Origin of the sequence: Microcoleus sp. K5-D4 (genome assembly GCF_036704575.1) — a bacterium.
GTDB lineage: Bacteria > Cyanobacteriota > Cyanobacteriia > Cyanobacteriales > Microcoleaceae > Microcoleus.
The window spans coordinates 156,050-181,054 of the sequence record NZ_JAUBSD010000001.1 but is presented as its reverse complement, the minus strand read 5'-3'; the positions used below and the strand labels follow the sequence as shown (position 1 = coordinate 181,054).

General features: G+C 44.6%; 24 protein-coding genes. 12 read left to right on the top strand and 12 right to left on the bottom strand.

The window, feature by feature from the left end; all coding sequences use genetic code 11:
* Positions 1-266 precede the first annotated feature (266 nt).
* On the bottom strand, positions 267-1,625 hold the full coding sequence (locus tag QUA77_RS00825) for a calcium-binding protein (RefSeq protein WP_333448966.1): 1,359 nt from the start codon (positions 1,623-1,625) through the stop codon (positions 267-269).
* A gap of 214 nt (positions 1,626-1,839) precedes the next feature.
* Positions 1,840-3,201 carry a calcium-binding protein gene (locus QUA77_RS00820; RefSeq protein ID WP_333036631.1) on the bottom strand — a complete coding sequence of 454 codons (1,362 nt, stop codon included), beginning with the start codon at positions 3,199-3,201 and terminating at the stop codon, positions 1,840-1,842.
* Between the two features lie 136 nt (positions 3,202-3,337).
* Here QUA77_RS00820 and QUA77_RS00815 point away from each other — a divergent pair, with 136 nt between their 5' ends.
* From QUA77_RS00815 to QUA77_RS00800, 4 genes are all read left to right on the top strand, one after another.
* Positions 3,338-3,541 carry a hypothetical protein gene (locus tag QUA77_RS00815; protein WP_333036629.1) on the top strand — a complete coding sequence of 68 codons (204 nt, stop codon included), beginning with the start codon at positions 3,338-3,340 and terminating at the stop codon, positions 3,539-3,541.
* A gap of 4 nt (positions 3,542-3,545) precedes the next feature.
* Complete coding sequence (locus tag QUA77_RS00810) at positions 3,546-4,082, top strand: GNAT family N-acetyltransferase (RefSeq protein ID WP_333448965.1); 537 nt, start codon at positions 3,546-3,548, stop codon at positions 4,080-4,082.
* 337 nt (positions 4,083-4,419) lie between these two features.
* Entirely contained in the window at positions 4,420-5,166 is a 747-nt protein-coding gene (locus QUA77_RS00805) for a HEAT repeat domain-containing protein (protein ID WP_333182381.1), read from the top strand.
* Between the two features lie 37 nt (positions 5,167-5,203).
* A complete protein-coding gene (locus QUA77_RS00800) occupies positions 5,204-6,118 on the top strand; it encodes an Rpn family recombination-promoting nuclease/putative transposase (protein ID WP_333448964.1) in 915 nt (304 codons plus the stop codon).
* A 111-nt stretch (positions 6,119-6,229) separates the two neighbouring features.
* On the opposite strand, the gene QUA77_RS00795 is transcribed toward QUA77_RS00800, so the two are convergent.
* The 9 genes from QUA77_RS00795 to QUA77_RS00755 form a co-directional block, all read right to left on the bottom strand.
* Positions 6,230-7,003, bottom strand: coding sequence for a class II aldolase/adducin family protein (locus tag QUA77_RS00795; protein ID WP_333208643.1), 774 nt, complete (start codon positions 7,001-7,003; stop codon positions 6,230-6,232).
* Positions 7,004-7,065: 62 nt separating this feature from the next.
* Positions 7,066-7,737 (bottom strand): hypothetical protein, encoded by a 672-nt coding sequence (locus QUA77_RS00790; RefSeq protein WP_333448963.1) that lies wholly within the window; start codon positions 7,735-7,737, stop codon positions 7,066-7,068.
* A 179-nt stretch (positions 7,738-7,916) separates the two neighbouring features.
* Positions 7,917-9,194 (bottom strand): NAD(P)/FAD-dependent oxidoreductase, encoded by a 1,278-nt coding sequence (locus QUA77_RS00785; RefSeq protein WP_333036616.1) that lies wholly within the window; start codon positions 9,192-9,194, stop codon positions 7,917-7,919.
* A 12-nt stretch (positions 9,195-9,206) separates the two neighbouring features.
* Positions 9,207-9,365, bottom strand: a complete 159-nt coding sequence (gene rd, locus QUA77_RS00780) for a rubredoxin (RefSeq protein WP_333036615.1) — start codon at positions 9,363-9,365, stop codon at positions 9,207-9,209.
* A 231-nt stretch (positions 9,366-9,596) separates the two neighbouring features.
* The gene (locus tag QUA77_RS00775) at positions 9,597-10,364 is read right to left on the bottom strand and encodes a ChaB family protein (protein ID WP_333036614.1); all 768 of its coding nucleotides are present in this window, start codon (positions 10,362-10,364) and stop codon (positions 9,597-9,599) included.
* Positions 10,361-10,531: a hypothetical protein gene (locus tag QUA77_RS00770; RefSeq protein ID WP_333448962.1), complete on the bottom strand. Its 171-nt coding sequence runs from the start codon at positions 10,529-10,531 to the stop codon at positions 10,361-10,363. Before QUA77_RS00770 ends, QUA77_RS00775 begins: the two co-directional genes overlap by 4 nt.
* Positions 10,532-10,697: 166 nt before the next feature.
* The gene (locus QUA77_RS00765; RefSeq protein WP_333448961.1) at positions 10,698-12,938 is read right to left on the bottom strand and encodes a Piwi domain-containing protein; all 2,241 of its coding nucleotides are present in this window, start codon (positions 12,936-12,938) and stop codon (positions 10,698-10,700) included.
* A complete protein-coding gene (locus tag QUA77_RS00760) occupies positions 12,935-13,756 on the bottom strand; it encodes a PD-(D/E)XK nuclease family protein (protein ID WP_333448960.1) in 822 nt (273 codons plus the stop codon). Before QUA77_RS00760 ends, QUA77_RS00765 begins: the two co-directional genes overlap by 4 nt.
* A 35-nt stretch (positions 13,757-13,791) precedes the next feature.
* Positions 13,792-14,382, bottom strand: a complete 591-nt coding sequence (locus QUA77_RS00755) for a methylmalonic aciduria and homocystinuria type D protein (protein WP_333448959.1) — start codon at positions 14,380-14,382, stop codon at positions 13,792-13,794.
* 112 nt (positions 14,383-14,494) lie between these two features.
* Between QUA77_RS00755 and QUA77_RS00750 the strand changes: the two genes are divergently transcribed.
* The 8 genes from QUA77_RS00750 to QUA77_RS00715 all read left to right on the top strand — a co-directional run bounded on the left by QUA77_RS00750 (position 14,495) and on the right by QUA77_RS00715 (position 24,226).
* On the top strand, positions 14,495-14,863 hold the full coding sequence (locus tag QUA77_RS00750; RefSeq protein WP_106149692.1) for a helix-turn-helix domain-containing protein: 369 nt from the start codon (positions 14,495-14,497) through the stop codon (positions 14,861-14,863).
* Positions 14,860-15,558 (top strand): ImmA/IrrE family metallo-endopeptidase, encoded by a 699-nt coding sequence (locus QUA77_RS00745; RefSeq protein ID WP_333448958.1) that lies wholly within the window; start codon positions 14,860-14,862, stop codon positions 15,556-15,558. Before QUA77_RS00750 ends, QUA77_RS00745 begins: the two co-directional genes overlap by 4 nt.
* A 47-nt stretch (positions 15,559-15,605) precedes the next feature.
* Positions 15,606-18,950 (top strand): DEAD/DEAH box helicase, encoded by a 3,345-nt coding sequence (locus QUA77_RS00740; protein ID WP_333448957.1) that lies wholly within the window; start codon positions 15,606-15,608, stop codon positions 18,948-18,950.
* A gap of 21 nt (positions 18,951-18,971) precedes the next feature.
* On the top strand, positions 18,972-19,760 hold the full coding sequence (locus QUA77_RS00735; RefSeq protein WP_333448956.1) for a hypothetical protein: 789 nt from the start codon (positions 18,972-18,974) through the stop codon (positions 19,758-19,760).
* 187 nt (positions 19,761-19,947) lie between these two features.
* Positions 19,948-20,637: a polysaccharide deacetylase family protein gene (locus QUA77_RS00730; protein WP_333036612.1), complete on the top strand. Its 690-nt coding sequence runs from the start codon at positions 19,948-19,950 to the stop codon at positions 20,635-20,637.
* Positions 20,638-20,641: 4 nt separating this feature from the next.
* Complete coding sequence (locus QUA77_RS00725; RefSeq protein ID WP_333448955.1) at positions 20,642-21,628, top strand: DUF6263 family protein; 987 nt, start codon at positions 20,642-20,644, stop codon at positions 21,626-21,628.
* 162 nt (positions 21,629-21,790) lie between these two features.
* Entirely contained in the window at positions 21,791-23,272 is a 1,482-nt protein-coding gene (locus QUA77_RS00720; protein WP_333448954.1) for an S-layer homology domain-containing protein, read from the top strand.
* A gap of 279 nt (positions 23,273-23,551) precedes the next feature.
* Entirely contained in the window at positions 23,552-24,226 is a 675-nt protein-coding gene (locus QUA77_RS00715) for an acetoacetate decarboxylase family protein (RefSeq protein WP_333036607.1), read from the top strand.
* 225 nt (positions 24,227-24,451) lie between these two features.
* On the opposite strand, the gene QUA77_RS00710 is transcribed toward QUA77_RS00715, so the two are convergent.
* Positions 24,452-24,928 carry an orange carotenoid protein N-terminal domain-containing protein gene (locus tag QUA77_RS00710; RefSeq protein ID WP_333036605.1) on the bottom strand — a complete coding sequence of 159 codons (477 nt, stop codon included), beginning with the start codon at positions 24,926-24,928 and terminating at the stop codon, positions 24,452-24,454.
* Positions 24,929-25,005 lie beyond the last annotated feature (77 nt).

Below are 25,005 nucleotides of genomic sequence, written 5' to 3'. Positions count from 1 at the left end.
GCCTACACAGTCTCTTATGCTTATTTTGTTAACTTTGTCAAGTTCATATTATACCAAATTAGATGAGCTTACCCTGGCCGGGCGGGGCGGGTTTACGAAGGTCTGCACTTTTTTTTCGAGATTTCGGTGAACCCGCCGTTGGAGGAATATTGATGTTTTTAATCATGGCAGAGTATAAATTGTCGGTGTTTGTTTTCCTAAGATAAAATAAGGACACAACATTGTTGTGTCCTTACCGAATATCTGTATTGCCAGCCGCCAACTAACTAAATCGCAATAAAATCACTAGCTGTTAGCGGACTACTTGGAATGCCAGGAATACTGGCAAGAACTTCGCCATTACGGGCTAGTTCAATCGTCGTTATAAAATCCCCTGGAGTAACTCTGACTTGGTTGAAGGTCAAACCTCCACTCAAACCGATTAAATCTTGACCCTTTTGAAAGTCTACAAGTGTATCTGTACCGGCACCTGCTCCTAACACTAATACGTCGCGTCCAGCGCCACTGATTAAGAGATCCGCACCCGCTGCGCCAATGAGTGTATCGTCTCCTTCTGCCCCGTTCAAATTGTCATCCCCTTTGCCGCCTAATAGCAGATCGTTGCCGCTGCCACCGCTGATAATATCGTTGCCTTTGTTGCCGCTGAGAGTGTCGTTTCCCCCATTGCCAGTGATAATATCGTCGTCTCCAAAACCTGATGCTGTATTGTTGGCCTCGTCACCGACTAAATTATTAATTTGGGAGGGAGCTAGAGCAGTTTGCATTGCTGCAACGTTTGCTAAAAATGAGGTTCCCGGAGTGGTTCTTAATTGCTCTAAACTGCTGCGCGATTCCAACGAGGTTCCCAAGGCTGGCAGTGCAAAGTCTAAGCCAGCTAACAGTTCTAAATAATCTGAATCTGTAAAAGTGAAATCCGGGCGGCTCAACTGGTCTACAGTGATTTCTGTCTGAGTCAAGCCGGGAGGTGGAGAAGTTAACAAACCGCTTTGCGTGTGCTTGTCCAAGACAAGTAGCGGGTTGATAATCGGGTTAGTAAATGTTTGAAGAATTACTTTGCCGGGGATAAAAGCTTCTCCTCCCAAACTAACAAAATCGCCGTTAACTATGTAGTGAGTTACATTTTTTCCTGCCCCAGCTTTCTGCTTAAATGTATTGACGGTGCTCTGCTCAACTCCGGGAGAATTGAAGGTGACAACATCTCCGATAGTAGATGTAAATTCGGTGGCTGCTAGTTGCGTTATGGCGCCGCCCAAGCTGTGTCCCAGAAGGTCTGGTGGCAAGCGGCTGGGGTTTTTGGCTGTATCTTGACTGATTTCTGTCAACCAATTTCCTAATGCTTGTTTGTTGGCTTCAAATTGGTTGAAACCGGCGCCGCGCGGGTCTGCGTTGGCAATATCGTCTACGGGCGAGTCCGTGCCGCGAAATACCAAAATAGGCGGTTTGTCTGGGGTGGTGGAAATTAAGCCGATCGCGTGAAATCCAGTTCCGGGATCGTCAAAAGTGCGATCGATTTGGTAGCCAGCAGCGGTCAAACCCGTTTGAACTAAAGTTTGAGACTGGGGGTCGTTATCTATGTAAACAACTTGCTTGGCTATAGTTTCGTAAGCGGCGGGGGAGGAGGGCATATTTTTTTATTTCCTGTCGTTTGAGGGGTAATTAGTTTTTAAGCTACTAAACTAAGTTTACTATAAACTTAGTTTATTGACCATATTAATTGGTCATTTTTAGTAGTTTTTTTGCGGCAAATTGATACAGATTTTTTAATAAAAAAAAACCTATCGCTACAAAACCCAGGCAGGTTTTGCGCCACCAAAAATACAAATTTTGAGCACCCTAAAGCTATACAAAATCTACCCGCGTAATATCGCTGGCAACTACGCCTCTGAGAGTAGCAAGAATTTCCCCAGTAACCGGGATAGTAATTAAAGCTCCGTCACCACCTTGGGTTACTCTAACTTGAGGAAAAGTTAGACCCCGCGACAGGGTAATTAAATCTTCACTATCTTGAAAATCTAAAATCACATCTGCTCCGCCGCCGGATTCCAATACAAAGCGATCGCGCCCCGCACCACCAATTAAAAAATCGTTGCCAAACTCGCCGGAAACCAAATCGTTTCCGTCGCCGCCCTCGAAATAATCGTTATCTCTGCCGCCGTACAAGAAATCGTCGCCATCACCACCGGTGATGCTGTCATTACCTCGATTGCCTCTGAGAGTATCGTTACCGCCGTTGCCGATAACTGTATCCTCTCCAGGGCCCCCCGTAGCAGTATTGTTGCGAGCGTCGCCTGATAAATAATTCGGTTGTAAGGGAGCTAAACCGTATTGCATTTCTCTGATCAACTGCACAAAAGAAAATTCTGGTGCTGTTCTCACACTCTCTGCACCGCCTCTGCTTCTGATCGCTACTGACACATTGGGCAGGGCCAAATTCATCGCAGCTATAAACTCGTTAAAATCTGAATCGTTGTTATAAGTAAATTCAGAACTGTTTAATTGTTCTACGGAAATTTGCCTCTGCAAAAAACCGACGGGCGGAGTAGTTAACAAATTTTCAGTTCGATGTTTTGCCAAAACAGTTAAGGGATTAATACTCGGATCTGTAAAACTTTGGATAAATACTTTACCCGGGATAAATGCTTCGCCAAACAAGCTGACTACATCTCCGCTGGCAATGTAGTGAGTGACATTTTTGTTGCCTGCCCTGCTGAGATTTCTCCGAAAACTGTTAAATGTACTCACTGATACTCCCGGAGAGTTGAAAGTAAAGATATCGCCGGTCAGAGATGTGTATTCGGTTGCTACAATTTGAGCGACAGCTCCGCCCCAACTGTGCCCGATGACATCTGGCAATAATTTGCTGGGGTTTTTACCAGTATTTTGACCGATTTCTGTGAGCCAATTTTTGATATTATCTTTGTTCTTTTCAAATTCAGGTAAACCAATGTCCCGCGAGTCGGAAAAGATAGCGTCGCCGTCGATGAAGTCTGTACCTTTAAATACCAGGGCGGGCGGGTTTTCGGGATTGGATGAACCGAACCCGATCGCATAAAAGTTTGTTTCTGGGTCGTCGAATATGCGATCGATATAGTAGCCATTAGTATCTAGGAAAGTCGAAACTTGATTTTGCGCGCTCGGCTTTTGATTCAAAAATACAATTGATTTAGCTAGAGATTCATAAACAGCAGGCGAGGCACTCATAATATTATATTTTCTGTTTGTTGGTATTTGCGATCGCTCTCTTGTTGAGCTAATTGTCCAATGGTAGCAATTATAGCTGACAAGATTTGTATGGTACACTTGATAATATCAACTCAAGAATTAAGTTTTTGCGGTTATGGGTATCATTCGTCAATACATTGCTCCATTGATAGCGGTATTAGTATTTTTCGCGGCTCTGGTAGCAGTCAGTGCTCGCATCTTTTTGCCTGGTGACATGGCTGCCCCCGCACCGATTGAGGAAGCGATCCCGCAAAAGCAAGCGGCAGTAGTGAATCCAATTTTCTTGGGGCTAAATTATTCCGCTTTTCGTGTCCGCTGAGCTGATGTCTGCTCAACTAATACCGGGCTACCGGCTGCGCTCAGGATCGGGACTCGATCGGGCAAAACTGGTAAAGTTTATGCACCGGACTTACCAAGAGCTTTACCCGGATGGGGAATTGGGACATTTGGCTCAAACTGTCGAGCAGTATTTTTCTAACCAGACGCCGGTTTGGTGGGTAGAGTGCCAGAAAAACACCCAGGAAGAGGCAGAAATTTTGCCGGCGCTTCCCTCGCAGTATCTCAATCCCCAATCTCAAGCCCAAAATCTGACATCGGTTGTCGGATGTTTGTGGTTGGGAAATGCGATCGACCAAACCACCGGAAAACGCTACGCTCACATTTTTTTGTTGTACGTAGCACCGGAACATCGCCGTCTAGGGCTCGGGGCAGCTTTAGTTATTCATGCTGAAAATTGGGCGCGGGAAAGAGGCGATCGGCAAATTGGTTTGCAAGTATTTCTGAGCAATCAGCCTGCGGTGAATCTCTATCAAAAATTAGGCTATCAAAGTCATTCCCTCTCGATGCTCAAATCCCTTTGAAATATAAATTCTACTGGTTTGGAATCAGGGCTAAAGTCCTGATTCATTCCAATTATGAGGACTTCTGTCCTCACTACCAACTTAAGTAACAGCAGAGATATTCCTTTGTAGTAAGGATTTTAGTCCGGATTCATCCAAATTATGAGGACTGAAGTCCTCACTACAAACTTAGGTGACAGCAATTATGAGGACTGAAGTCCTCGCTATTAACTTAGGTGACAGCAGAGGTATTTGTTTGTAGTAAGGTACTGCGCGCGCACCCTACAATTATTGACTGCGGACTGCTGAGTGCTGACTGAGTTGCTTAGGAGCATCCTCTGTGCGGTAAAGTTTTTTTATGAACAATAACGACTACTCCAACGCCCTTGATACTGACACGGAACTGGAAAGCCCTTTGGATCATTTTGACGAATCCGAACCCCCGCTGCCAGATCCCGAGGAAATGCTGCCTTTGCTGGAATCCCCGGAACCTCAGCACCGGATGATTGCGGCGCGGGCTTTTTGCGAACTGCAGGACGATCGAGCAATTTCGCATTTAATTAATTTATTGAGAGACGGTTGCCCCTTGGTGCGAGTGAGCGCGGCTTATGCGTTGGGGCGAAATCCGAGTCCCGATGCTGTGGAACCGCTGATTGTTCAGCTTAACCGCGACTGGAACGGTTACGTTCGCAAAGGGGTAGTTTGGGCCTTGGGAAATTGCAGCGACCACCGCGCTTTGCCATCTTTAATTGATGCTCTGAAAACTGATATTTCAGCGGTGCGTTTGTGGGCGGCGAGTTCTCTGGGTCAAATGGCAAAAGTTGGTTACTATGTGGTGATTGCGGCGATTCCGCCGTTGATTGAAGCGCTGCGGGGAGATGCTGTGTCTGCAGTGCGGAGCAACTGCGCTTGGGCGATCGGGCAACTGGCACGCGAATTGCCGAATAATATAGTGTACGCTGGGGCGATCGATGGTCTGATTGAAGCTTTAGAAGAAGATGAAGATATGGGCGTGCGGGAAGATGCTAAATCTTCACTTTTGCGAGTCGGCGACCCGCGCGGATTGCAGATAATTGAAGATTTAGAAATGGAAGGACTTTTGTGATTAAACCGCCCCCATTACTAATTACCCATTACTAATTATGCCTTTCATTAGTGCTAAAACAGATTTTGGTTTCAAAAAAATATTTGGTTCGCCCCAGAGCAAAGACATTTTGATTAGCTTCCTCAATGCTATGCTCTATGACGCGCAGCCTACCATTGAAGACTTAGAAATCATCGATCCCTACGCCGCGCCGAGTGTTACTGGATTAAAAGACACTTACCTGGATGTTAAAGCCAAAATTACAGGCAACAAAACTGTGATTATCGAAATGCAGGTAATAAATGTAGAAGCTTTTACTAAACGGGTAGTGTATAATGCCGCCAAAACCTACGCAACTCAACTCAGACCCAGGGAAGGATACTCTAAATTAAATCCTCTGATTGCTTTAACAATTACAGATTTTATTCTATTTGAAAACACAGAAAAATTTCTGACCCATTTTGTCTTTAAAGAACTCGAAGAAAACTTCGAGTATTATAACAGAGAAATCGAATTAGTATTTGTCGAACTGCCCAAGTTTAACAAAGAACTGGAACAAGTCGAAAACCTAATTCAAAGCTGGATTTATTTTATCAAAAATGCTCCCCTCTTCGATGAAATACCGGAAAAATTTGCATCAATGCCCGAAATTCAAACAGCTTTTTCCATCGCCAGCAGAACTAATTTAACCCTTAAGGAATTAGAGGAATTGGAAAAGCGGGAAATGTTTTTTGAAGACCAACGCGGTGCTGTTATTAAAGGGATGCAAGAAGGTCGCCAAGAAGGTCTAATTGAGGGGCAAACAGCATTAATCCTGCGTCTACTCCGGCGGCGCACTGGCGAAATCCCACCCGAAACTAAAACTCGCATTCGGCAGTTATCTCTCGAACAATTAGAGGATTTAGGAGAAATCTTGTTAGATTTTACCAGTCAAGAGGATTTGATAGCTTGGCTGGAATCCGTGTCAGGATGAATTTATAAATTTTGCACTTCTGATACTAAATCCGGCTTTAATACCCCCTTCATTCTTGATTCGCCGCAGGCGGAATGTGTTTGTGTAGTAGCGGTTTCAACCGCCTAGTTGCTAATCTAATAAGTCAGGTTCCCGACGCACAATCATGTCATAAAGCGGTTGAAAGCTAAACCATCCCATGCGGTGAGACCCTACTTGCTGCTGTGTTAAACGCGCACATTCTGGCTTGATGAGAATTGGTTTTCCCGCTGCTTCGGCCATTAACTGCGCTTGACAAGAACGTTCCATTGCAATAAACCACCAAGCTGCTTCATCTACTGTTTGACCTACTGTTAACAGTCCGTGATTTTGTAAGATAATAGCTTTTTTCTCACCTAAAGTTTTGGCGATGCGTTTAGCTTCTTCGATTTCCAAAACAACTCCGGTGTAATCGTCAAATAAAGCTTGGTCTTCATAAAAAGAACAAGCATCTTGCGTCAGCGGGTCAAGCAGGCGGCCCAAACTCGACCAACTTTTGCCGTAGGGAGAATGAGCGTGGGCTGCTGCGATTACGTCGGGGCGAGCGCTGTGCACTTGGGAATGAATGGCAAAAGCTGCTTCGTTTACGGGTTTATTTCCTTCAACAACTTCGCCTTTGTGGTTGACTAAAATTAGGTCGCTGACTCGAATTAAACTAAAGTGCATTCCAAAGGAATTGACCCAAAAATGGTCGAGGTGTTCGGGGTCGCGGACGGTGATGTGTCCGGCAATTCCTTCGCTGAATCCGAAGCGGGCAAATAATCGGAATGCGGCGGCTAAACGCTGTTTGCGGTGGCGGCGTTCTTCTTCAACTGAGTTGAATGTTGGGGGTTGAAAAGTGACTTTGGGGATTTTTATTGCAACCATATATTTTATTTTGTAATGGGGAATGGGTAATTGCTAATTGTGGGGCAGGCATCTTGCCTGCCCTACTGACTGGCGACTTCACTAAGGCGCAAACCTGCGATGTTTTTGCAGTCAAAGGTGGCGTTGTTGCCGGGGCGACGTTCTATTAATTCGAGAATTTGTCCGGCGGGGTTTTGCAGAAACCACTGAGTTAATGAGCCGGAGTTTAGAGGATGCTCTGATAGTGGTTTAAAGTTTTTATTTTGCCATATCTTAGCAGCATTCTGCACGTTTTCAACTCGAATCGCGACGTGGTGAACGGCTTCTAATCCTCTTTCTTGCTGGAAGCGGTCTGTTTGGTCGCCCGGTGCGTGGGGCGCATCTAATACTACTAAGCCGCCCGCTGGCATTAATAAGGTCATTAAATGCAGCCACAAGTCGGAGGGAACATTAATGTTTTCCCCACAAAAGTTAATCGGGAACAAGTCGGGGCCTTCAACTGTTTTGGCGCCGAAGGGGTAAAAAGATTTGGCGTAGTTTTCGAGTTCGGTGCGGCTAGGGAATGTGAGGACAAAGTGGTCGATCGCAACTTGTTCGTCGTACAGGTGTGTTTCAAACGTCCAGGCTGTTAAAAATTCGGGAGTGATAAATTTGGGGTTTAGTTCCAGCAAGCCATTTTTTTCGATGAAAGGTGAGTCAAAATGGCCCTCAAGGTTGCGATCGAACTCTAGGGTTTTTAGATTCAAGTTTTTCATGGATCTCACCCGATGTTAACTCCGCAAAACTGCGAATTTTGTCTACAAGCTGAAGTGGACACACATTTGGTGCGCCTTAATTCAAAAATAACACAAAATTTAATACAAGCAAGCCGATCGCGCGATCGCAACTCCCAAACTTTTACACAGCAAGTATTCCCCAATCTAAAATCTAAAATCTAAAATCTAAAATCCGATGGTTTGCCGATCGCCAAACCGGCCAACCACGCCGTAGTCCAAGCACTTTGGAAGTTGAAACCGCCCGTCACGCCGTCGATATCCAAGATTTCGCCCGCAAAGAAAAGTCCGGGACAGCGGCGGCTTTCCATTGTCTTGAAATCGACTTCTTTGAGGTTGACACCGCCGCAGGTGACGAACTCTTCTTTAAATGCGCCTTTTCCGGCAATCTGATATTCGCCTTGAACGAGTTCTAGCAGGAGGCGATCGAGGATTTTGTTAGATAAGTCAGCCCAGCGTTTTTGCTCATCAATGCCGATCGAACTTGTCAAGCGTTCCCAGAGGCGGCGCGGCACCGGAAACGGACAGCTAGAGACAATCAATCGGTGCGACAACTGCGACTTAACCGCTAGCAGTTGCTGCCGCAAAACTTCCGCATTGTACTGGGGAAGCCAATTAACCAGCACAGGTGTTTTATAATGGCGATCGTGCAAAAATCTCGCACCCCAAGCCGAAAGTTTGAGTACAGCAGGCCCGCTTAAACCCCAGTGAGTAATTAGCAAAGGCCCGCTTTGTTCTAATTTAGCTCCCGGCAATTTCACCTTAGCATTAGGCACAGAAATTCCGGCTAAATCTTTGATTCTGCTGTCTGAAATATTAAAAGTAAATAGAGAAGGAACGGGCAGTTCTACAGTATTACCTAACTCTTTGGCCCATTTATAACCCGACGGATTGCTGCCTGTAGCGAGAAGAATGCGATCGCACTTAAGTCTTTCCCCCGACTTCAACTCAATTTCAAAACTAGGGGCGGTGTCGCCGTGTTCGCCCTCTGCGGTGTTGCCCGTTAATTTCTTTACTGAAACGACTGCATCACCCGTGCGAATTTTCACGCCTGCATCCTCAGCAGCCCGAATCAAACAGTTAACAATTGTCCCCGAATCGTCGGTGATCGGAAACATTCGCCCGTCTTCTTCGGTTTTCAACTTCACACCGTGACTGGCAAACCATTCTACAGTATCGCGGGGTTGAAATCGAGTAAAAGCACCGCGCAGAGCTTTCCCTCCTCTGGGGTAATTCTGCACTAAAACACCGGGGTCAAAACAAGCATGAGTCACATTGCAGCGCCCGCCGCCAGAGATGCGAACTTTTGCCAGGAGTTGCCGGCCAGCTTCTAGTAAAGTGACGCGGGCCTGCGGGTAGGTTTTGGCACAGGTAATTGCACTAAAAAAACCCGCTGCACCGCCGCCAATGATTGTAATTTTGAGGATTCGATCGGACAAATTTTTTCTCGCTTATTCTGGTTCAAAATCGGATTTTGCCGCCCCGCAAGTGGGACAAACCCAATCGTCGGGGATATCTTCAAAGGCAGTACCGGGAGCTATGCCTCCGTCGGGGTCGCCTTCTGCTGGATCGTAGACGTAATTGCAAACTGTACAAACGTATTTTTGCATTTGCTTAACTCAATTTTTTATTGTAAGCCTATAGATTGTACTTGACAACGCAACCTAGTGCAATACCACTTTCAAAAAGTAATGAGACTTTCTGTAATTCCCAAGTCTTTACGAATTAAGTTTTGCACCATCTTCAAATCTCAAATCTCAAATCTAAAATCGTCAAAGCCTCCTGAACCGCAGTTCTAGAGGCTTGATCGTATTTTTTATTAGTTTGCTGCGATTGGAAGACTAGACTTTTGCTAAAGGCTTAGTCCAAACGCCGTTTTCATCTTCTTCGTACTGCTGGTGAATGGCATTCCAAGCGGTGTGTTCCGCTTGTATCGAGTCGTTGCTTTCATCAAATGCGGCGTTGTATGATTCCATAAAGGTTTTTTGAGCTGCTTCCGACAGGTGCGATCGCACTTCTGGAGACAAATCTGCCGGACTATTGCAGCGACCTTTGACGGCGCGCGGCAGCGTCATTTCGCTAATAGCTATCTCTTCGCCACCTGCACTTTCTAGCAAGAGTTTAAATTCGCCCGATTTATCTGCGGGAACTTCTGCCATCACGAGAAATTCGCCTGCTTCAACGCGGGTTTGATAGATAGTTGCTTTGTCTTCCGGCATTCCCAAAGCGACCAAAGCCGAAACTAGACCCGCACCGGCCGAACCTGCGATCGCGCCGCTAGCTGCACCCAACAGTACCGCACCCAGCGGGCCCGCCGAGACTACTGCACCGACAAAGGGAATAAACAGGACACCGACGCCTGTTAGCAAACCCAAAAAAGAACCGAATAAGGAACCAAAAATCGCCCCGCTTCGCAGACCGCCTAATATCACATCTTTTTTAGTAATAAAGCCGGCAATTTTAGTTTTAGATTGAAAGTTTTTTCCCATTACTGAGATGTGGTCGCGGGAAACTCCGCGATCGAGCAACCGCCGAATTACACCGTCTAATTGTTCTTCTTCCTTAAATACGGCTGAAACTGTGCGTTCGGCTAAATATTCCTCGGTCATTGTTCCTCCTTGATCGTTTTTCGATTAGTTGTGCTGGTTTTCAGTATAGGAGGACACCGCAGGGCGATCGCATCAACCGCGAGATAGAGGTCGATGCGATCGGATATAGTTTGAGGCTCTATCAAAAGAGTTAAATAGTTGTGCAAGCTGCTATATTTGCCTCGCATTTTGCTTTTATTTAGCTCGAATATAAGCACCCATAAACTCCAATTGATTTATCATTTCTTCCGCTGAGTTCGCAGCAATCAATCTCACAATTACTTGCATTTGCTCCCCCACTGAGTAACAATATCTTTGCGCAAGAATGATTCCGGCATGATTTCTCTAGCCTTCCTAGAGCCAAAATTGGCGATCGCCCTCAAGCACCCCAGGATAAATGCCCTGTAATCGGCGATAAGCAATGCGGTCAGAGCCAAAAAGTGGTATGGGCAAACGTGGCTCATTCAGCGAGCCATGATGCAGCAAAGTAAGTTTTAGGGTTGTTTCTACCACACTTTCAATTGACACTTGCTGTCCTGGATATGGAATAACATTCAAACGAAGTGGCAGAGGTAAACCCATACTTTCCGACTTGACTTCAGTAGTCACTAAAATCGCCTCCCAATCAGATATGCGCAACGCTAAACCTTGTGTCGGCGCTCCTACAAAGTGTTGATTTAAGTTGTACATTCTGGGAATACCAGACTTGTAACACTCCACCAGAATAAAGTTAGAACTAATTGCATTAGCTCGTTCCCGTAAATGTTTGACTTCTTCTCCACAAAAACGCCCATCTCGGTAAATTAAAACAGTTTTATTTCTCAGGTCAGCCGCTGGCAAAAAACTCTCTAGAATGCGTTGTGGTATTTCTTCTCCTTCAATCAGAGCATCTTCTAGCCGATAGCGAATAAACTCCCCTTGCTTGCCATATAGACGCACGCTCGCACAAGCATTCATGGTCCCCGCTCCCTTTTTTTTGGAACCTCTGGAGATATCTAAACCGATAAAATAATCCGCAATCTCTAAGGGTTCAGCCAGAATAAAAGGTAAATTTCCCAATTTAGCTAAGGCTCCTGGAATCACCTGATTGAGAAGATAGTTAGCTTGGACATTTCTCAAGGTATCTTCATAAATCACTTGGCTAGCAATTCCGCGTCGGAGCAACCGCGAGTAAACCCAAGAATAGAGACTGCCCCCTTCTTTGTCGTCAGCGTGGCGATCGCTAGTCGGTAAAAACGTCAACACAATATCAGGTTGCCTCACCATTAAATCGTCAACGGCTTCTTCAACTTTAGCTCTAGCTTCAGCCCCTCTTAAACTCTCTACAGATAATTCCTTTTTGTTCTCTTCAGGAAGAATACTTTCAAACCCATAGCGTTTTAGCCGTTTCTGAACTTCACTTAGAAAGAAACCCACCTTAAAATTGCAAAGTTTTAGAGCGGCAACACGAATAGGTCTTGATGGATCGAGGTAATCTTCATGACGGCGATAGACACCGCCTTTAGATAAACCCGTGAGAATTTGACTTTGGATGCCAGTATAATTTTTCCTAAACAGTAGTTTGGTGTGTTCGACCTTGACTTTGGGTTCCCAGAATAAGTTAGGATAATCGCGGCTGTTAATACTGCGCTCTAGCTGAAAGCCATAATTAGATAGAGCCTGTCCAGCTTCTTTTTTGTACAAAACTAAGAGGTCTTTTCGGTCTTTGTAGGAAACTTTAGTTGCTTTGAGTAATTCTCCGTAGTCTACCTCGAATCGCTTAGCAGTTTCTGGCGTGATGCAAGGACGCAGAGCGGCCATAGCATAGTGAAAAGGCCTTGCATCTTTGCCAAATTGAACAGCAACAACTGGTTGCTCATGTGGTGCATCTTTAAGTGCTTGTTTGCTGATTGCGCCAGTTGCTTCCTTGAGGAGTTGATCTCGGTGTTCTTCAATCGTTCCCACAATGCCAGTTATTCTAGCAAAACTATTTTTTTCAATGTCTCGAACTTTTAACCCAATCAAAAGATTTTTTGGATCTTGCCGATAGGGATGATTCTCGTAGAACTGAGCTAAATCGCCATTGAATAGGATACGGCTGTGAATTGTTAAAGTTAAAGCAGGCTGTGGAACTCCTTGCAAGTCAATAGTTTCTTCCCAAAAGTCAACCTCACGCCTAACCTGAACCTGATTTTCAGATAGAACGCTATTAGATGAGAAGGGACGAGTGATTTTTAAGACTCGAACAGCTAACTGAGCAACGATGGAAGCTGTTACCTCCGGTTCCCGTACCCATTGAATTGAGTAGTAGCCATCACCAATATCTTTTTTCAACTCCTCCAGGATTTCTGCCAGTTTCTTTCGCCATTCATCTTGGCTTGGCATTGGTTGATTAGGTTTAGCCAAGACCCAGAAATATTTATGTTGCCAGATAACAACAACATCAAGAAACTTCTGACTAAAACGCCAACTCAATCGGTTGCCTATTTCCCGATCGACTTCAGGAGTTACTCGAAAGCCGATTAAATTGAGTTGAGAAATCCTCAGAGGGAAAATCTCGCTCAAAAATGTTGGTAATGGCGCAGCTTGAGTGGGAAATTGAACAGCAACAGTCATGCAGCTACCTCGCAAATGGAAAATTGACAAATTGAATTGAACGAACAGAACGAACACATTACACCAGGATTGGGCGGGAAAATTTGGCTGAACTCAGCAGTTTTATTGCGGTAACTGCTCAAATCTTTCTGATGCCTTTTAGCTATCAGCGTTAGTTCTATCTGGAAGCATTTTAGTGTCTCGGATGTTGCAGAGATTGGTGCCGACCATTTTCCATTTTCTAAGTTATAGAAAATGGCAATAGTTTTCCGTTGCGGGTAGAGATAGCTAGCTGCTAGCAGATAAATATAACCCTGTCGCAGATCGAAGTCTGATTTACCCGTCTTGAAGTCCAAGATGTGCAGTGTGTCATCTGTGAGACTAAAAATGCAGTCAATTGCTGCATAAAATTTAAATAAATAATTACCCTCTCGAATCAAAATTGGTTCGGGATATCCCTCATCACCTCGGCTTAACTGGACGATATTTTTTCCGACAAGAATGGGATTGTCGCGGTAATTGTTCAGGATGGAAATGACTCGTTCCTGAATTTCCAATGATTTTTGGCTTAATTGCAGAATCTCTGCTATTTCCTGCACACCGTCTAACTGGTGCAACAGATCGGTATTTTGATGAAATTCATAAACTCCTCTTTGTGCTAGCATCCCAATCTGTTGAGGAATGGTGTCTTGCTCCAAGAGTGCTTTAACTTGCGGTTCTTTGTTTCGCGCCTTGGCAAAACCCCGCTTCATATCGCAATGCAAGTGTTCTTGACCTATTGCTGGAGCAAATTGCAACCACAAGTTATAACTAGCAAACGGTAGCCAATTTTTTGCCATTGTTAAACTCCAACTGATACTTGTAATTTTTTGGGTTATTTCCAACTGTGTTGGACAGCTACTTTTTTCAGCACGTTTTTGATAACTTGTTCAGAAGCCGAAGACATCAAAATACCGGGGTAAACGGCACTCCCCCAACTGGGATGCTCCAAAATAGAACAACTATTGTGAACGATCGGGAAGCCTAACAAAGCTTTGACAACTGCGGTATCGTCGTGGGCGATTTCTCCGGGACGCGAGAGTTGGGGATAACCAGTACGGGGGTCAATCATATCTGTTAGGAAACCGCGATCGCGCAGATTGCGTACTACGTCTGAGCCGAAGTTGATAAACCTTTCCCGCAACCTATCTTTCTCCCTCTCAATGTGGAGTGCAGTGTCCGTTAGAGGGTAGCGGGATTGCTGTAGTACCACAACCACTCGGCAAGTCGTCACGGGCAAAACCCAATCGGGAAAGACTCGCTCTAGGTTTTGGGCGATGAACTGACTGCACCGATGAACTGACATCTGAACAGCTTGTCCCGTTTCCGCAACCCTGTTGATTCGAGAGCCGCACTGGGATGTACCTAGCCTTGACAGCTCTACTTGATGTACCTCGTTCTCCGCAATCTTTCTTATATACACCATATGTAGTGCCTTGTCTGGGTTGATGTACCGCGTCAACCTTATTTAGATCCTAGCGCAGGTTGACGTGGAGCGTCAACCCCTAGTATGATTGATAGGTAAGTAGGAAAAAACCGTGACTCAGACTTTTGGTAAGCGTATTCGTGAAGCTCGTCAGAATAAGGGATACAGTCAGCGCGATTTGGCTGCATTGGTAAAGGTAGATTACACCTATCTTTCCAAACTAGAGAACGATCGCGCTGAATATGCCCCAAAGGAGGAGGTGATTAAGTTGTTAGCGCATCACCTAGAGTTGGATGCGGAGGAACTAATCTACTTCGCTGGTCGGATCACCTCCGAAGATGCCAAAGTTGTTCAAGAACTGGCCAAAACCTACCAAAAACAGATGCCAGTTTTGCTCCGTCAAATGCGAGATAATCCTGAACTGACTCAAAAGTTTATTCGGGAAGCCACACAAGCAGAAAGCCAGGAGAAGCCAACTTGAGTGTAATTAAGCCCTATCGGTACTTGACCAAAAATGCAATTGAGAGTGAGGCTAATGAGCTTCTTTTGCAGATGCAGGGAACGCCTAACTCTCCTAAATGGCCCTTTGTGGCTGACCAGGCAGCTAATTATTTAAAATTGAGTGTGGTCTGGGATAGCTTACCTTCTCACAACAACAGACCCGTATTCGCGAGAATTTATCCCCAAACCCGTATAATAGAATTTAATGAAGATATCCCGGAACTCCAGCAAAACCGAGGACTGGAACAATCGACACTGGCACATGAAATTGGACACTGGATGCTTCATGTTAATCAAGATGAGGCTGATGGTTTTGTACAACAGCTAGAGTTATCTCTATCTGATGAAGCAGCAGAACAGCCATTCTTGTGCCGAAAAGTTACCGAACAACAGATTTCTCCAAATAGCGCTAACAAGCAGCTTGATTCAATTGAATGGCAAGCGCAATATTTTGCTAGTTGTCTGCTGATGCCGACCCATATCTTGGAAGAAAAACGAATAGGGCGCGATCTAACAAGAGAGTCCCACCTCGACGCAATGGCCCAAGATATTGGCGTCACAAAAGCTAATCTAAAACATCGTCTCAAAGATGTTGGGTGGATTTGCATTCCCAAGGGGTCTAAGCAAATTTATCTAGGTAATGGTGTACCCAATGGACAGATGAGGTTGTTTTAATAGCGAGCGTATCTCACCCACTTAACTACATAAGATTGGTGCTAACTATGAGTAATCAGTTGTTATGGCAACTTGTCTACCACTTGTCAGGACTTACACTTTTAGGCAGAACAGAGCAAGAGCCATTGGGATCATTACCAATTCCAATACGGACCGCTGTTCTTAAAACTATTGACCTGCAAAATCCAGGAACCATTGAACTCACATTATTCAAAAAATCTCCTCTTGAGTTCGCCGAAGGAGAATATGAATGGGTAAATAGTTGGCACGATCAAAATAGTTACCTAGTTGACGCAATAGAAGAATCGCAAGATAGTTCTGTTTTCCCTTCGAGTCTGTTGCACCAGCTTCCCGATCGATACCCAACATATCAGAAAGTGGCTTTCACCTTACTCTGGAAAGCAGTACAAAGTGGAAAATGTCTTCTCAAAATAGCTGAATACCAGACGAATGTAGCAGCTTTGGCTTTAGCTGTACTGGATTCATTAGCCTTAATAGAACGGGTAGCAGAACTGTACGGATTACCCGTAGAGCTACCAGAAGTAGAGCTTTACTTGGTAGGTGCAGTTGATGAATTGGGCGTGACGCAATTACTGCACCATTACCGAGGGGCTGAACTTGGTGAATCAGCGAATCGTGTAGATTGTTGTCACACATTTGTGCGATTAATGCTAGCAACAGATTTGCCAATCGACGTGGATTTTGTGTCATGTGCTAGGTATTTAAATAATTACATCTCAGAAAATGCTTACACATTTAATGAACTAGAAAACTTTACTTCTCCTTTTCGAGCTTATGTTGAAAACGTGCTACCTCTGCACGCACATCCAGTGTTATTTGAGCGACATACTCTAGACTATTTTGCGCGTCGTTATTTTCTGATTCCGGAATTAAAACCAGCGCAAGTAGAACTTATACAAAAGGCTTTACGCAACGAGTCAACAGTGGGGATTTTACCAACAGGCTTTGGTAAGTCTTTAATATTTCAACTATACGCTTTGTTGATTCCTCGCACTACCTTAGTAATCAGCCCTCTCCAGGCACTCATCCGCGACCAAGTACATAACTTAAATCGCCCTGGTCTTACCTGTGTAGATTCCATTATTTATACAGATTCAAATACAGCTAGGAAAACTAAACTTAGAAATTTTAAATCTGGTCGCTATCGGCTGCTATACATTTCACCTGAACGCTTGCAGATAGGCGAATTTTACGATGAGATAAAGGCTACGATGCAGCAAACCCCAGTTGGTGCTTTGGTTATAGATGAAGCTCACTGTGTGTCTGAGTGGGGACACGATTTTAGACCTGCATATCTGCAAATTGGGCGTTTGCAGCAAGCTTTAGAAGAAGCCTCCAGACGACCAGTACCGATTATTGCTCTGACTGCAACAGCCTCGGAACCAGTGCGTAAAGATATCTTGCGTGTCTTGGGGCTAACTTCAAATAGTGTAGTACAACTAGCAAGTAGCGATCGACCTAATCTCAGCCTTTCAGTACACTCTGTCAGCAAACCCGAAAATAAGCCAGAAAAACTAGCTTATCTACTGCAAACAATTGTTCCCCAGATACTCGGAATTCCTTTTGCAGAATTGATTCCAGAAGATGACAAAACTCGCCATGCTGGAATCATGTTCGGCATTTATGCGAATCCTCATGGTAAATCCACTATCCATGAGGGAGTACATTACATCAAAGACGAACTTACAAAACGAATCATTCCTAACACCAATTTAGTCCAAGTACACGCCAGCACTCAGCCAGAATACTGCCCTGAATGTGAATCTCCTTTTTTCATTAGATCCGATCAAATGGCTCGGTGTCGCTCCTGTCAAGCTTCCTTCACAGCCAGCAAAAGTAAGAAACCTCAAGACTGGAATAGCCAACTGCAAAAGCGCCAAGACGCTTTTCAAAACAATCAATTTCCTTTGTTAGTAGCCACCAAGGGATACGGTATGGGAATTGATAAACGCAATATCCGCTTTATCATTCACCATGCCTTTGCCAGCAGTCTTGAGGCATATTACCAGGAAGCAGGACGTGCAGGACGCGATGGACGACACTCTCACGTAGCTTTGATGTACTTACCGCCACATCAGGAATGCAAAGACAAGCATATTTACGCTGGTGAAATTGAGCCTCCCTGCGTTTCTAACGGTCGAAACTACATACGCCACGAGTGTCCTTATTACGAAGATCATTTGTGTGACTACGGACTGCAAGCCCATTTCATAAAGGATGACTACCGTGGCATAAAAAAAGACAGTGATCGTGTTATCTCAGTATATCAGAAAATTATATCGGGAGAACCTATTGGATTCAAAAACGATAAAGAGGATAAAAATTTGCAAATTCCACTTTACCGACTACAGCAGTTAGGAGTTGTCAAGGAATATTCCAAGCATTATTCTAAAGGTTTTAGTGGCGGGTACAAAATAGAGTTTGACCGTAACTGGTCTTTAGACCAAATAGCTAGTAACCTAAAGAAATTTTTAGTTCAGACAGGTACCAGCGAAAACTATGCTGAAGGACAGCTTAGTCGGATTGATAACACAGTCTTTAGCCCATACCATGAAAATTTACCACAGAGGAGATTAACCGAGGCTTTGCATATCCTTTTAGAGCGTATTTACGAAACTGTGCCTCGGATGCGCTACCAAATGCTTCTCAATGAACTAGATTATGCTACAAGCGATGAAGAAGGAACTTGTCGCCGGGTTGTCATCAGAGGTCTTTTTGATTCTATTGAACATCTAACCACTGAAAACTACCGATGTGGTTTCTGTGATGTCTGTACTCCAAATCTCAACTTTCAGGGAGACAAAGCTGCTGTTCCTCTACAGGATGCTCAAGTTGATGAGATTGCCGAAAAACTTCCCGTTTTATTAGAAGGGTTTGATACAAAAGCTCTGCTGGAAGTGTTGCGGCTTACTATAGAGCGTGGGGCAGTAGCAGGGCTGTTTGCTCGTGTTGCTAACCGCCTTGAGCGAGACTCTACTAGCTTGGCTGCATTCTTCTTGGCGGGTGCGTTAGCCAGACAGCGCCCAGGACGCGAAACGCTAGCATTTGATTATCTGAAACGTGGGTTTAATGAAGGAGTCAAACAGGGGTTATTTGCCGATCGTCTTTTACTATTCTATCAAGAAGGTGTGCTTTTACAGCCTGAAGAAGCTTTTAAATGGCTAACCCAGGTTGGTGGATATTGGGATAGTGAGGAGGGATTAAAATTCTTGATTCAGGAAGCAGCTCAAAGGTTCGGTACTGATTCCACGCATTACCGCGTTCTAATTGTGAGGTGGCTTCTTGGAAGGTTCAATGAAGTCAGTGATGATTGTGCTGCTTTCAAGCCAACGATTGAGGTTCTAAAAAATGGCTTTGAGCGACTGATTTAAATTATTATCGGAGGTAAAATCATGGCACAATTTTTGGATAATTTAGAGCTAATGGAGAAAGAAATTGCCAAATATCGCAGTAAATTTCAAGAGTCTTCTGAGGTCTTGAATGATTTGGCTAAAGTTCAGATTAATTTTAATAATCTTGCACAAAAGTATCAGGAGTTACAAGAAGGATATCATCAACTCACAGAACATATAGAGGAATCCCAAACAGTCTCATCTTTGTTACAAGCTGAGTCAAAGAGTTCCATAGAGCGAGTATTGCAAGCACAGAGAAGCTTTGAACAGCGCTTTTTAGAACTAGAAAATGCAACAAAGACAAGCACAACTCAAGCACGGGAAAGCTTGGCTCAACATTTTGCTAACTTCGAGAGCGCTGCTGATGACCGATGGGAGGAATTTTGCGATAGGTTTTCTGTCCGTTTAAACGAGCTGGAGCAACAAATTCAAGAGCTTAAAAAAGAATTTGCACAAAGTCTGAAAACTTTAGGAGCTAACGATTCAGCAATTAACGCTAGATTAGGCCACGTCGAGTCTGAAATGAACTCAATCAATCAAATTCAAGCAAGTACGGGGGAGCAATGTAAAGGTCTAGAAGAACGTCTGAGCAAAACAGAGCAGTCGCTTTCTAATTTAGAGCTGAATACAAGAAAAACTCGCCGATTAGTATATATAATGGCGGCAATAGGAAGCATATTAGTTTTATTTTTTGGAGGATTGCTATTTTTGTTCCAATCCCGGAATGCACAGCTCGATCGCCAAATCGAACAACCTCGGATTTTAAAGCCTGGTAAGTCAACCAAATAGCTAACTCCCATCACGATATTTATCGGGAAAAAATCCTAATTACTAACATGATGGGTTCCATATCAATACAACAATATCTAAACGCCAAGCTTGAGAAAAAGTAAATTTGACTTTTGTTAAACTTGAACTGCGCCAGAAGAAAGGCGCAGCTTCATTTCTACCCGATCGCATTTATCAAGGTTAATCAATGCCATTAGCACCCCTGTTTCCTGTCGTTCATCCCATCCTCAAATCTGCTTTTCCCAGATGTCTGTGGACTGGAGATATCAACAGCCGAGAGATCGCCCTCACATTTGACGACGGGCCGCACCGTCAGCACACACCTCAACTGTTAAAAATTTTAGATAAATACGACATCAAAGCTAGTTTTTTCTGGCTAGGTTTTTGCGTGGACAGGCATCCAGAAACGGCTAAAGAAGTGTACGATCGCGGACACTGGATCGGCCTCCACGGCTATCAGCATATATCGTTTCCCAAACTAAAAACCCACGAACTCAAACAAAGTTTAGAAGACACGCAGAAAGCAATTGCCAAAGCTTGCGATTTAGACCCACAATTAATCCTGGACGTGCGGCCACCCAACGGCATTTTTACGCCGCGAACATTAGAGTTATTGCAACAGTGGGAATATCGCCCTGTAATGTGGAGTGTTGTGCCGGAAGATTGGGTGCGACCGGGGGTAAGGAAAGTTATTAGTCGCATCGTGCAGCAAACTGAAAACGGATCAATTATTGTACTGCACGACGGCTATTGCGGCGGTGAAGATGTTGCAGCTTCTGCGGATAAAATAATTCCCTTGCTTTTGTACAAAGGTTACAAATTTGTGACTGTCGATAGACTGTGGGAACAGACCAACATTCAAATAACAGGAAATTAAGTTAATGAAAAAAAGACAGTTTATTGCATCTCTTTGTTTGGTAAGTGCCGGATGGGCGATCGAGCTTTCTCCTGCTTCCCTAAGCGCGGAAACTCCACTTGTAGTGCAGCAGCCAGCCCCTGGCGTATCCGCGCCTGCCCCCAACTCGAAAACCCCGCAAGTGGAACTGCTAAATCCGGGAGTGGAACCACGACAGGAACTGCGTTTAAAACCCGCTATCGATGTCAAAGAAACAACTGTTATGACCGTAAAAACGGATATGGAAATATCCGCATCCGGTCGGTCTTCGCCTGGGGCTAAAATTCCAGTATCGGTGATGACTTTCGAGACAAAAGTCACTAAAATTGATCCCAATGGCGATATTCACTACGAGTTTGCTTATACTAACTCAGATATCGTCGGCGATACTGGAAATATGCCACCAGCCGTCCGAGATGCCATGCGTTCCGCACTCAAAAGCATGGTGGGAGTGAAAGGCTCTTTCATCATGGACAATCGCGGTTTTCATAAAGGAGGTGACATTATTTTGCCCGAAGGAGCTGACAACAACCTCAAACAAATGGTTGGACAAATGTCTAAATCTCTAGAACAACTAGCCTCGCCGCTGCCTGCCGAAGCAGTCGGAAAAGGAGCGAAATGGCGCGTTTCTTCTTCCTCTGATTTCAGTGGCATGAATGTGAATGACATTGCTACCTATGAATTGGATAGCTGGCAAGATGGAGTTGTGTCTCTGAATGTAAGTATAGAGCAGCAAGCCAACCCCCAAAATATTACCTCTCCCCAATTGCCTGCTGGAACTACTTTAAGCCTCAAATCTTTTAGTTCTCAGGGCCGGGGAAAAGTTACAGGGCGCTTGGATAGATTAATTCCTTTGCGCTCTAGTGTGTCTATTAGTTCAAATAGCGAAATGAGTGTTAAAAATGCTGGCAGCTCAGAAGAATCAACAATCACCACAAAAATGGCGATGGAGATGACTTTAGAGTCGAAGTAAGCTTTATTATAGGAACTCGAAAAATTAGGGACACGGCACTGCCGTGTCCTTAGTCGCCGATTAACTTGTAATAAATGGTATTAAATCAGGTTAATATACCTGATATTATATAAATTTTATGAAAGTTTCGATCGCCAATTTGTAAGTAGAGGAGTCTGTTCTATGATTCGATCGCACAGATGGCAAGCTATCATCGGTTTACTGGTAGCCCTGGGGATAATCATCGGGAATTTAATGTTTCCGGGTCTGAATGTAGCGCCGGCAGTTGCTCAAGCCAAATTTAAGGATGTTAACGACCATTGGGCGCAAGCTTGCATTGAGGAGTTAGCACAGAAAAAAATCATCAGTGGCTATTACGAAGACGGCACTTTTCGCCCGAATCGCCCCGTCAGCCGCGCTGAGTTTGCGGCGATGGTTCGCATGGCTTTTCCCGATGCCAAAACCGTCCGCGCTCCGATCGACTTTGCAGATATTCCTACAAATTACTGGGGTTTTAAAGCAATTCGAGAAGCTTATCAGACGGGTTTTATGTCTGGATACAGTGGCAGTATCTTTAACCCCACTTTGAATATTACCCGCTGGCAGGCTTTGGTAGCTTTAACCAGCGGCTTGAAATATACACCTACGGGGTCGGCGGCTGAGATTTTGGATACGACTTTTGAGGATGCGCGGGATATTCCGGAACTGGCCAGAAGTGCGATCGCCGCGGCCACAGAAAAACAACTTGTGGTGAATTATCCGGCTGTTAAACAGCTAGAACCTACTCGGAACGCTACTCGCGCCGAAGTCGCAACTTTTTTCTGTCAGGCGATCGCCAAACCCGGTCAAACAGCCTTAGTTCCTGCCCAATATATCGCCCAAGTTCCGGCGAATATCGGCCCGCCGAGAACAACAGAAATCTCGGAAGCGGGGAAAGTTCGGGCGGAAGTTTCTTTCGTAAAAGAAGCAGAAAATGCTAAAAATCTCCGCATCAGAATTATCCGCGACGGTAAAACTTTATTAGAAGAACCCGTGCTGATTCCGACTCGCTCTCTAGTAGATAATCCCGACCAAAGAGCCAGCGAAGAAATATCAGAAGGACGTTTTTTATCGCTGCTAATCCGTGATTTGGACGGGGACAAAGAACCGGAAGTGCTGGCAGATTTAGTGTCAATCAAAAGCGGCGTCCGATGCTGCAATTATTCGTTTATTTACCGCTACGAATCGGGGGCTAACAAGTACAGTCACATAAAGCATTTCTGGGGCAATGTGAGTTACGAAATAGTCGATTTTGGCAAAAATGATATCCCAGAGTTTAAGAGTCTGGACGGCAGATTTTCCGAGGCTTTTACAAATTATGCTGATTCTCGCTTTCCGCTGCAAATTTGGCAGTACCGCCAAGGTAAAATGCAAGATGTTAGCAAACAGTATCCGGTGGAAGTATACACAAATTCTGCTGAGCTTTGGCTGGAATCTAACAAGCGTCTGAGTGAAAATGGGGAGGTGAAAGGGGTGTTGGCGGCATTCATGGCGAACAAGTATGTCATGGGTCAGGAGGCGGAAGGTTGGCAGTTGTTGGAGAGGGTTTATCAAGGGCGCGATCGAACTCAATTCTTTGGAAAGTTGCGGGAGTTTTTGGTGATCACTGGTTATGCTAGTAAGTAGATTAGGAGGTTTTTAACCGCCGATGAACGCGGATAAACGCTGATAATATCTGTAGGGGCGGGTTTTACGAATAATATCTAATTCCTACTAACAATATTACTAAACCCGCCCCCATACAACAGATAACCCACGTCAACTATTCATCGAATTTCTCGTCACATATTAATTTGTTTAAATAAAGTAAATCACTAACAACTTGTGAAGAAATACCAAAAATAGTTGCTTTTTGAAGCGCCCAGCTAAAATAAATATAAAATCTCATAAATTTAATCACTGAAAATGGTATATCCATCTGCACCTTGGAATCTGCAAGGTTATGCTGTTGAGACTTTACAATTGGTAGATGTGGCACGAGTGCGCCCCTTGGTTCCCTCTGAGTTAGAAATAGTCTCTTTATTGCCAGGAAAAACCCTAGGTGGCATTTATATATCCTCCTACGGGTTGGGTTCGGTGATGGAATACAATGAGTTAATTGTCGTTAGCGCGATCGCCAATTATGCAGGAAAATGGGGCGCTTGGATTTCCCATATTTACGTAGACAATCCTAACTCGGTAGCGGGGGGGCGCGAAATTTGGGGGCTTCCTAAAGAATTAGCTCAATTTAGTTGGGAAGGCAGCGATTCGGTAAAGGCAGCACCGCTAGGCTACCGCGTCACAGTTAGCCAAGAAAACCGTCAACTGTGCAGCCTCAATTACAGCCAGCAAACGTTAGCCTTACCCCTGCCTTTTAGCGGAAATGTTTTCAGCGCTGACCGCAGCAATTTGTTGTTGTTTAAAGGAGGATTGCAGTCTCGCATCGGTTTGATTAAAGGCGAATTAGAAGTGGCAGAAGAAAGTCCTTTTGCCAGTTTAAACTTAGGCCAGCCCTTGCTAACTTTTGGCTCCGAAGATATGCGTTTAACAGTCGCTGCGCCGGAAGTTGTGGGGAACAAATCCCTTGAATTCAATTATTAGCTGTAAAGTGCGGGTATTCGCCGTAAACCTAAAAAAACCGAACAGCCAGAAACCCGGTTTCTTGAAGAAGCCGGGTTTCTGGCGCGGGGTATTAGTTTGATCTACTTACTAATCTTTTTGAGAACTTACGCATCAAAAGGCTAAAAACCCGGTTTCTTCTTAGATGCCTCGTTGCGGCACGCCATATTCCCCTACAAACCGGTTTTTTTTTCGTAAGCCCTATTTTTAAATGCCAGCCCCCGGAGCGGCTTCAGCACCCATTTCTAAGATTGTACCGCGAAGGAAATCAATTTGCTGCTGGAAATCCATCCCCTCAATCTTTCCTAATAAAGCTTTTCCTGCTTCGGGAAGTTGATAGTCTGGAGGCACAGGAATAATAGTTCCTTCGTCCATTCCTACTGCTAGGAAATACCAAAAAGCCAGCTTGGTTTCAGGACTCATTGAGCCGTACATCCGGCTGATTTCGGTATTGGCTTTTGAGGCAATGTCCCGCATTACTTGTAGTTGTTCTTGGTGGGGCAGAGGCTTGACTTGCTCGAACAAACCCTGAGCGATTTCGGAACCGGAAGCACCGGGAGCCGCTGGGGTTATTGACTTGCCCATTTCGGTGTAAACAAACCACAGCAAACCTAATTGGTCGTCTACACTCAACTGCTTAATATCTGCTTTTCCTTGGTCGTAAGCACTGGTAGTAAAGGTCATTCAAGCCTCCAAAATAATATGTATTGCTCAGTTTTCTTATTTGTGAGAAAACTTTTGTTTGCTACTTAAGTTAAAGT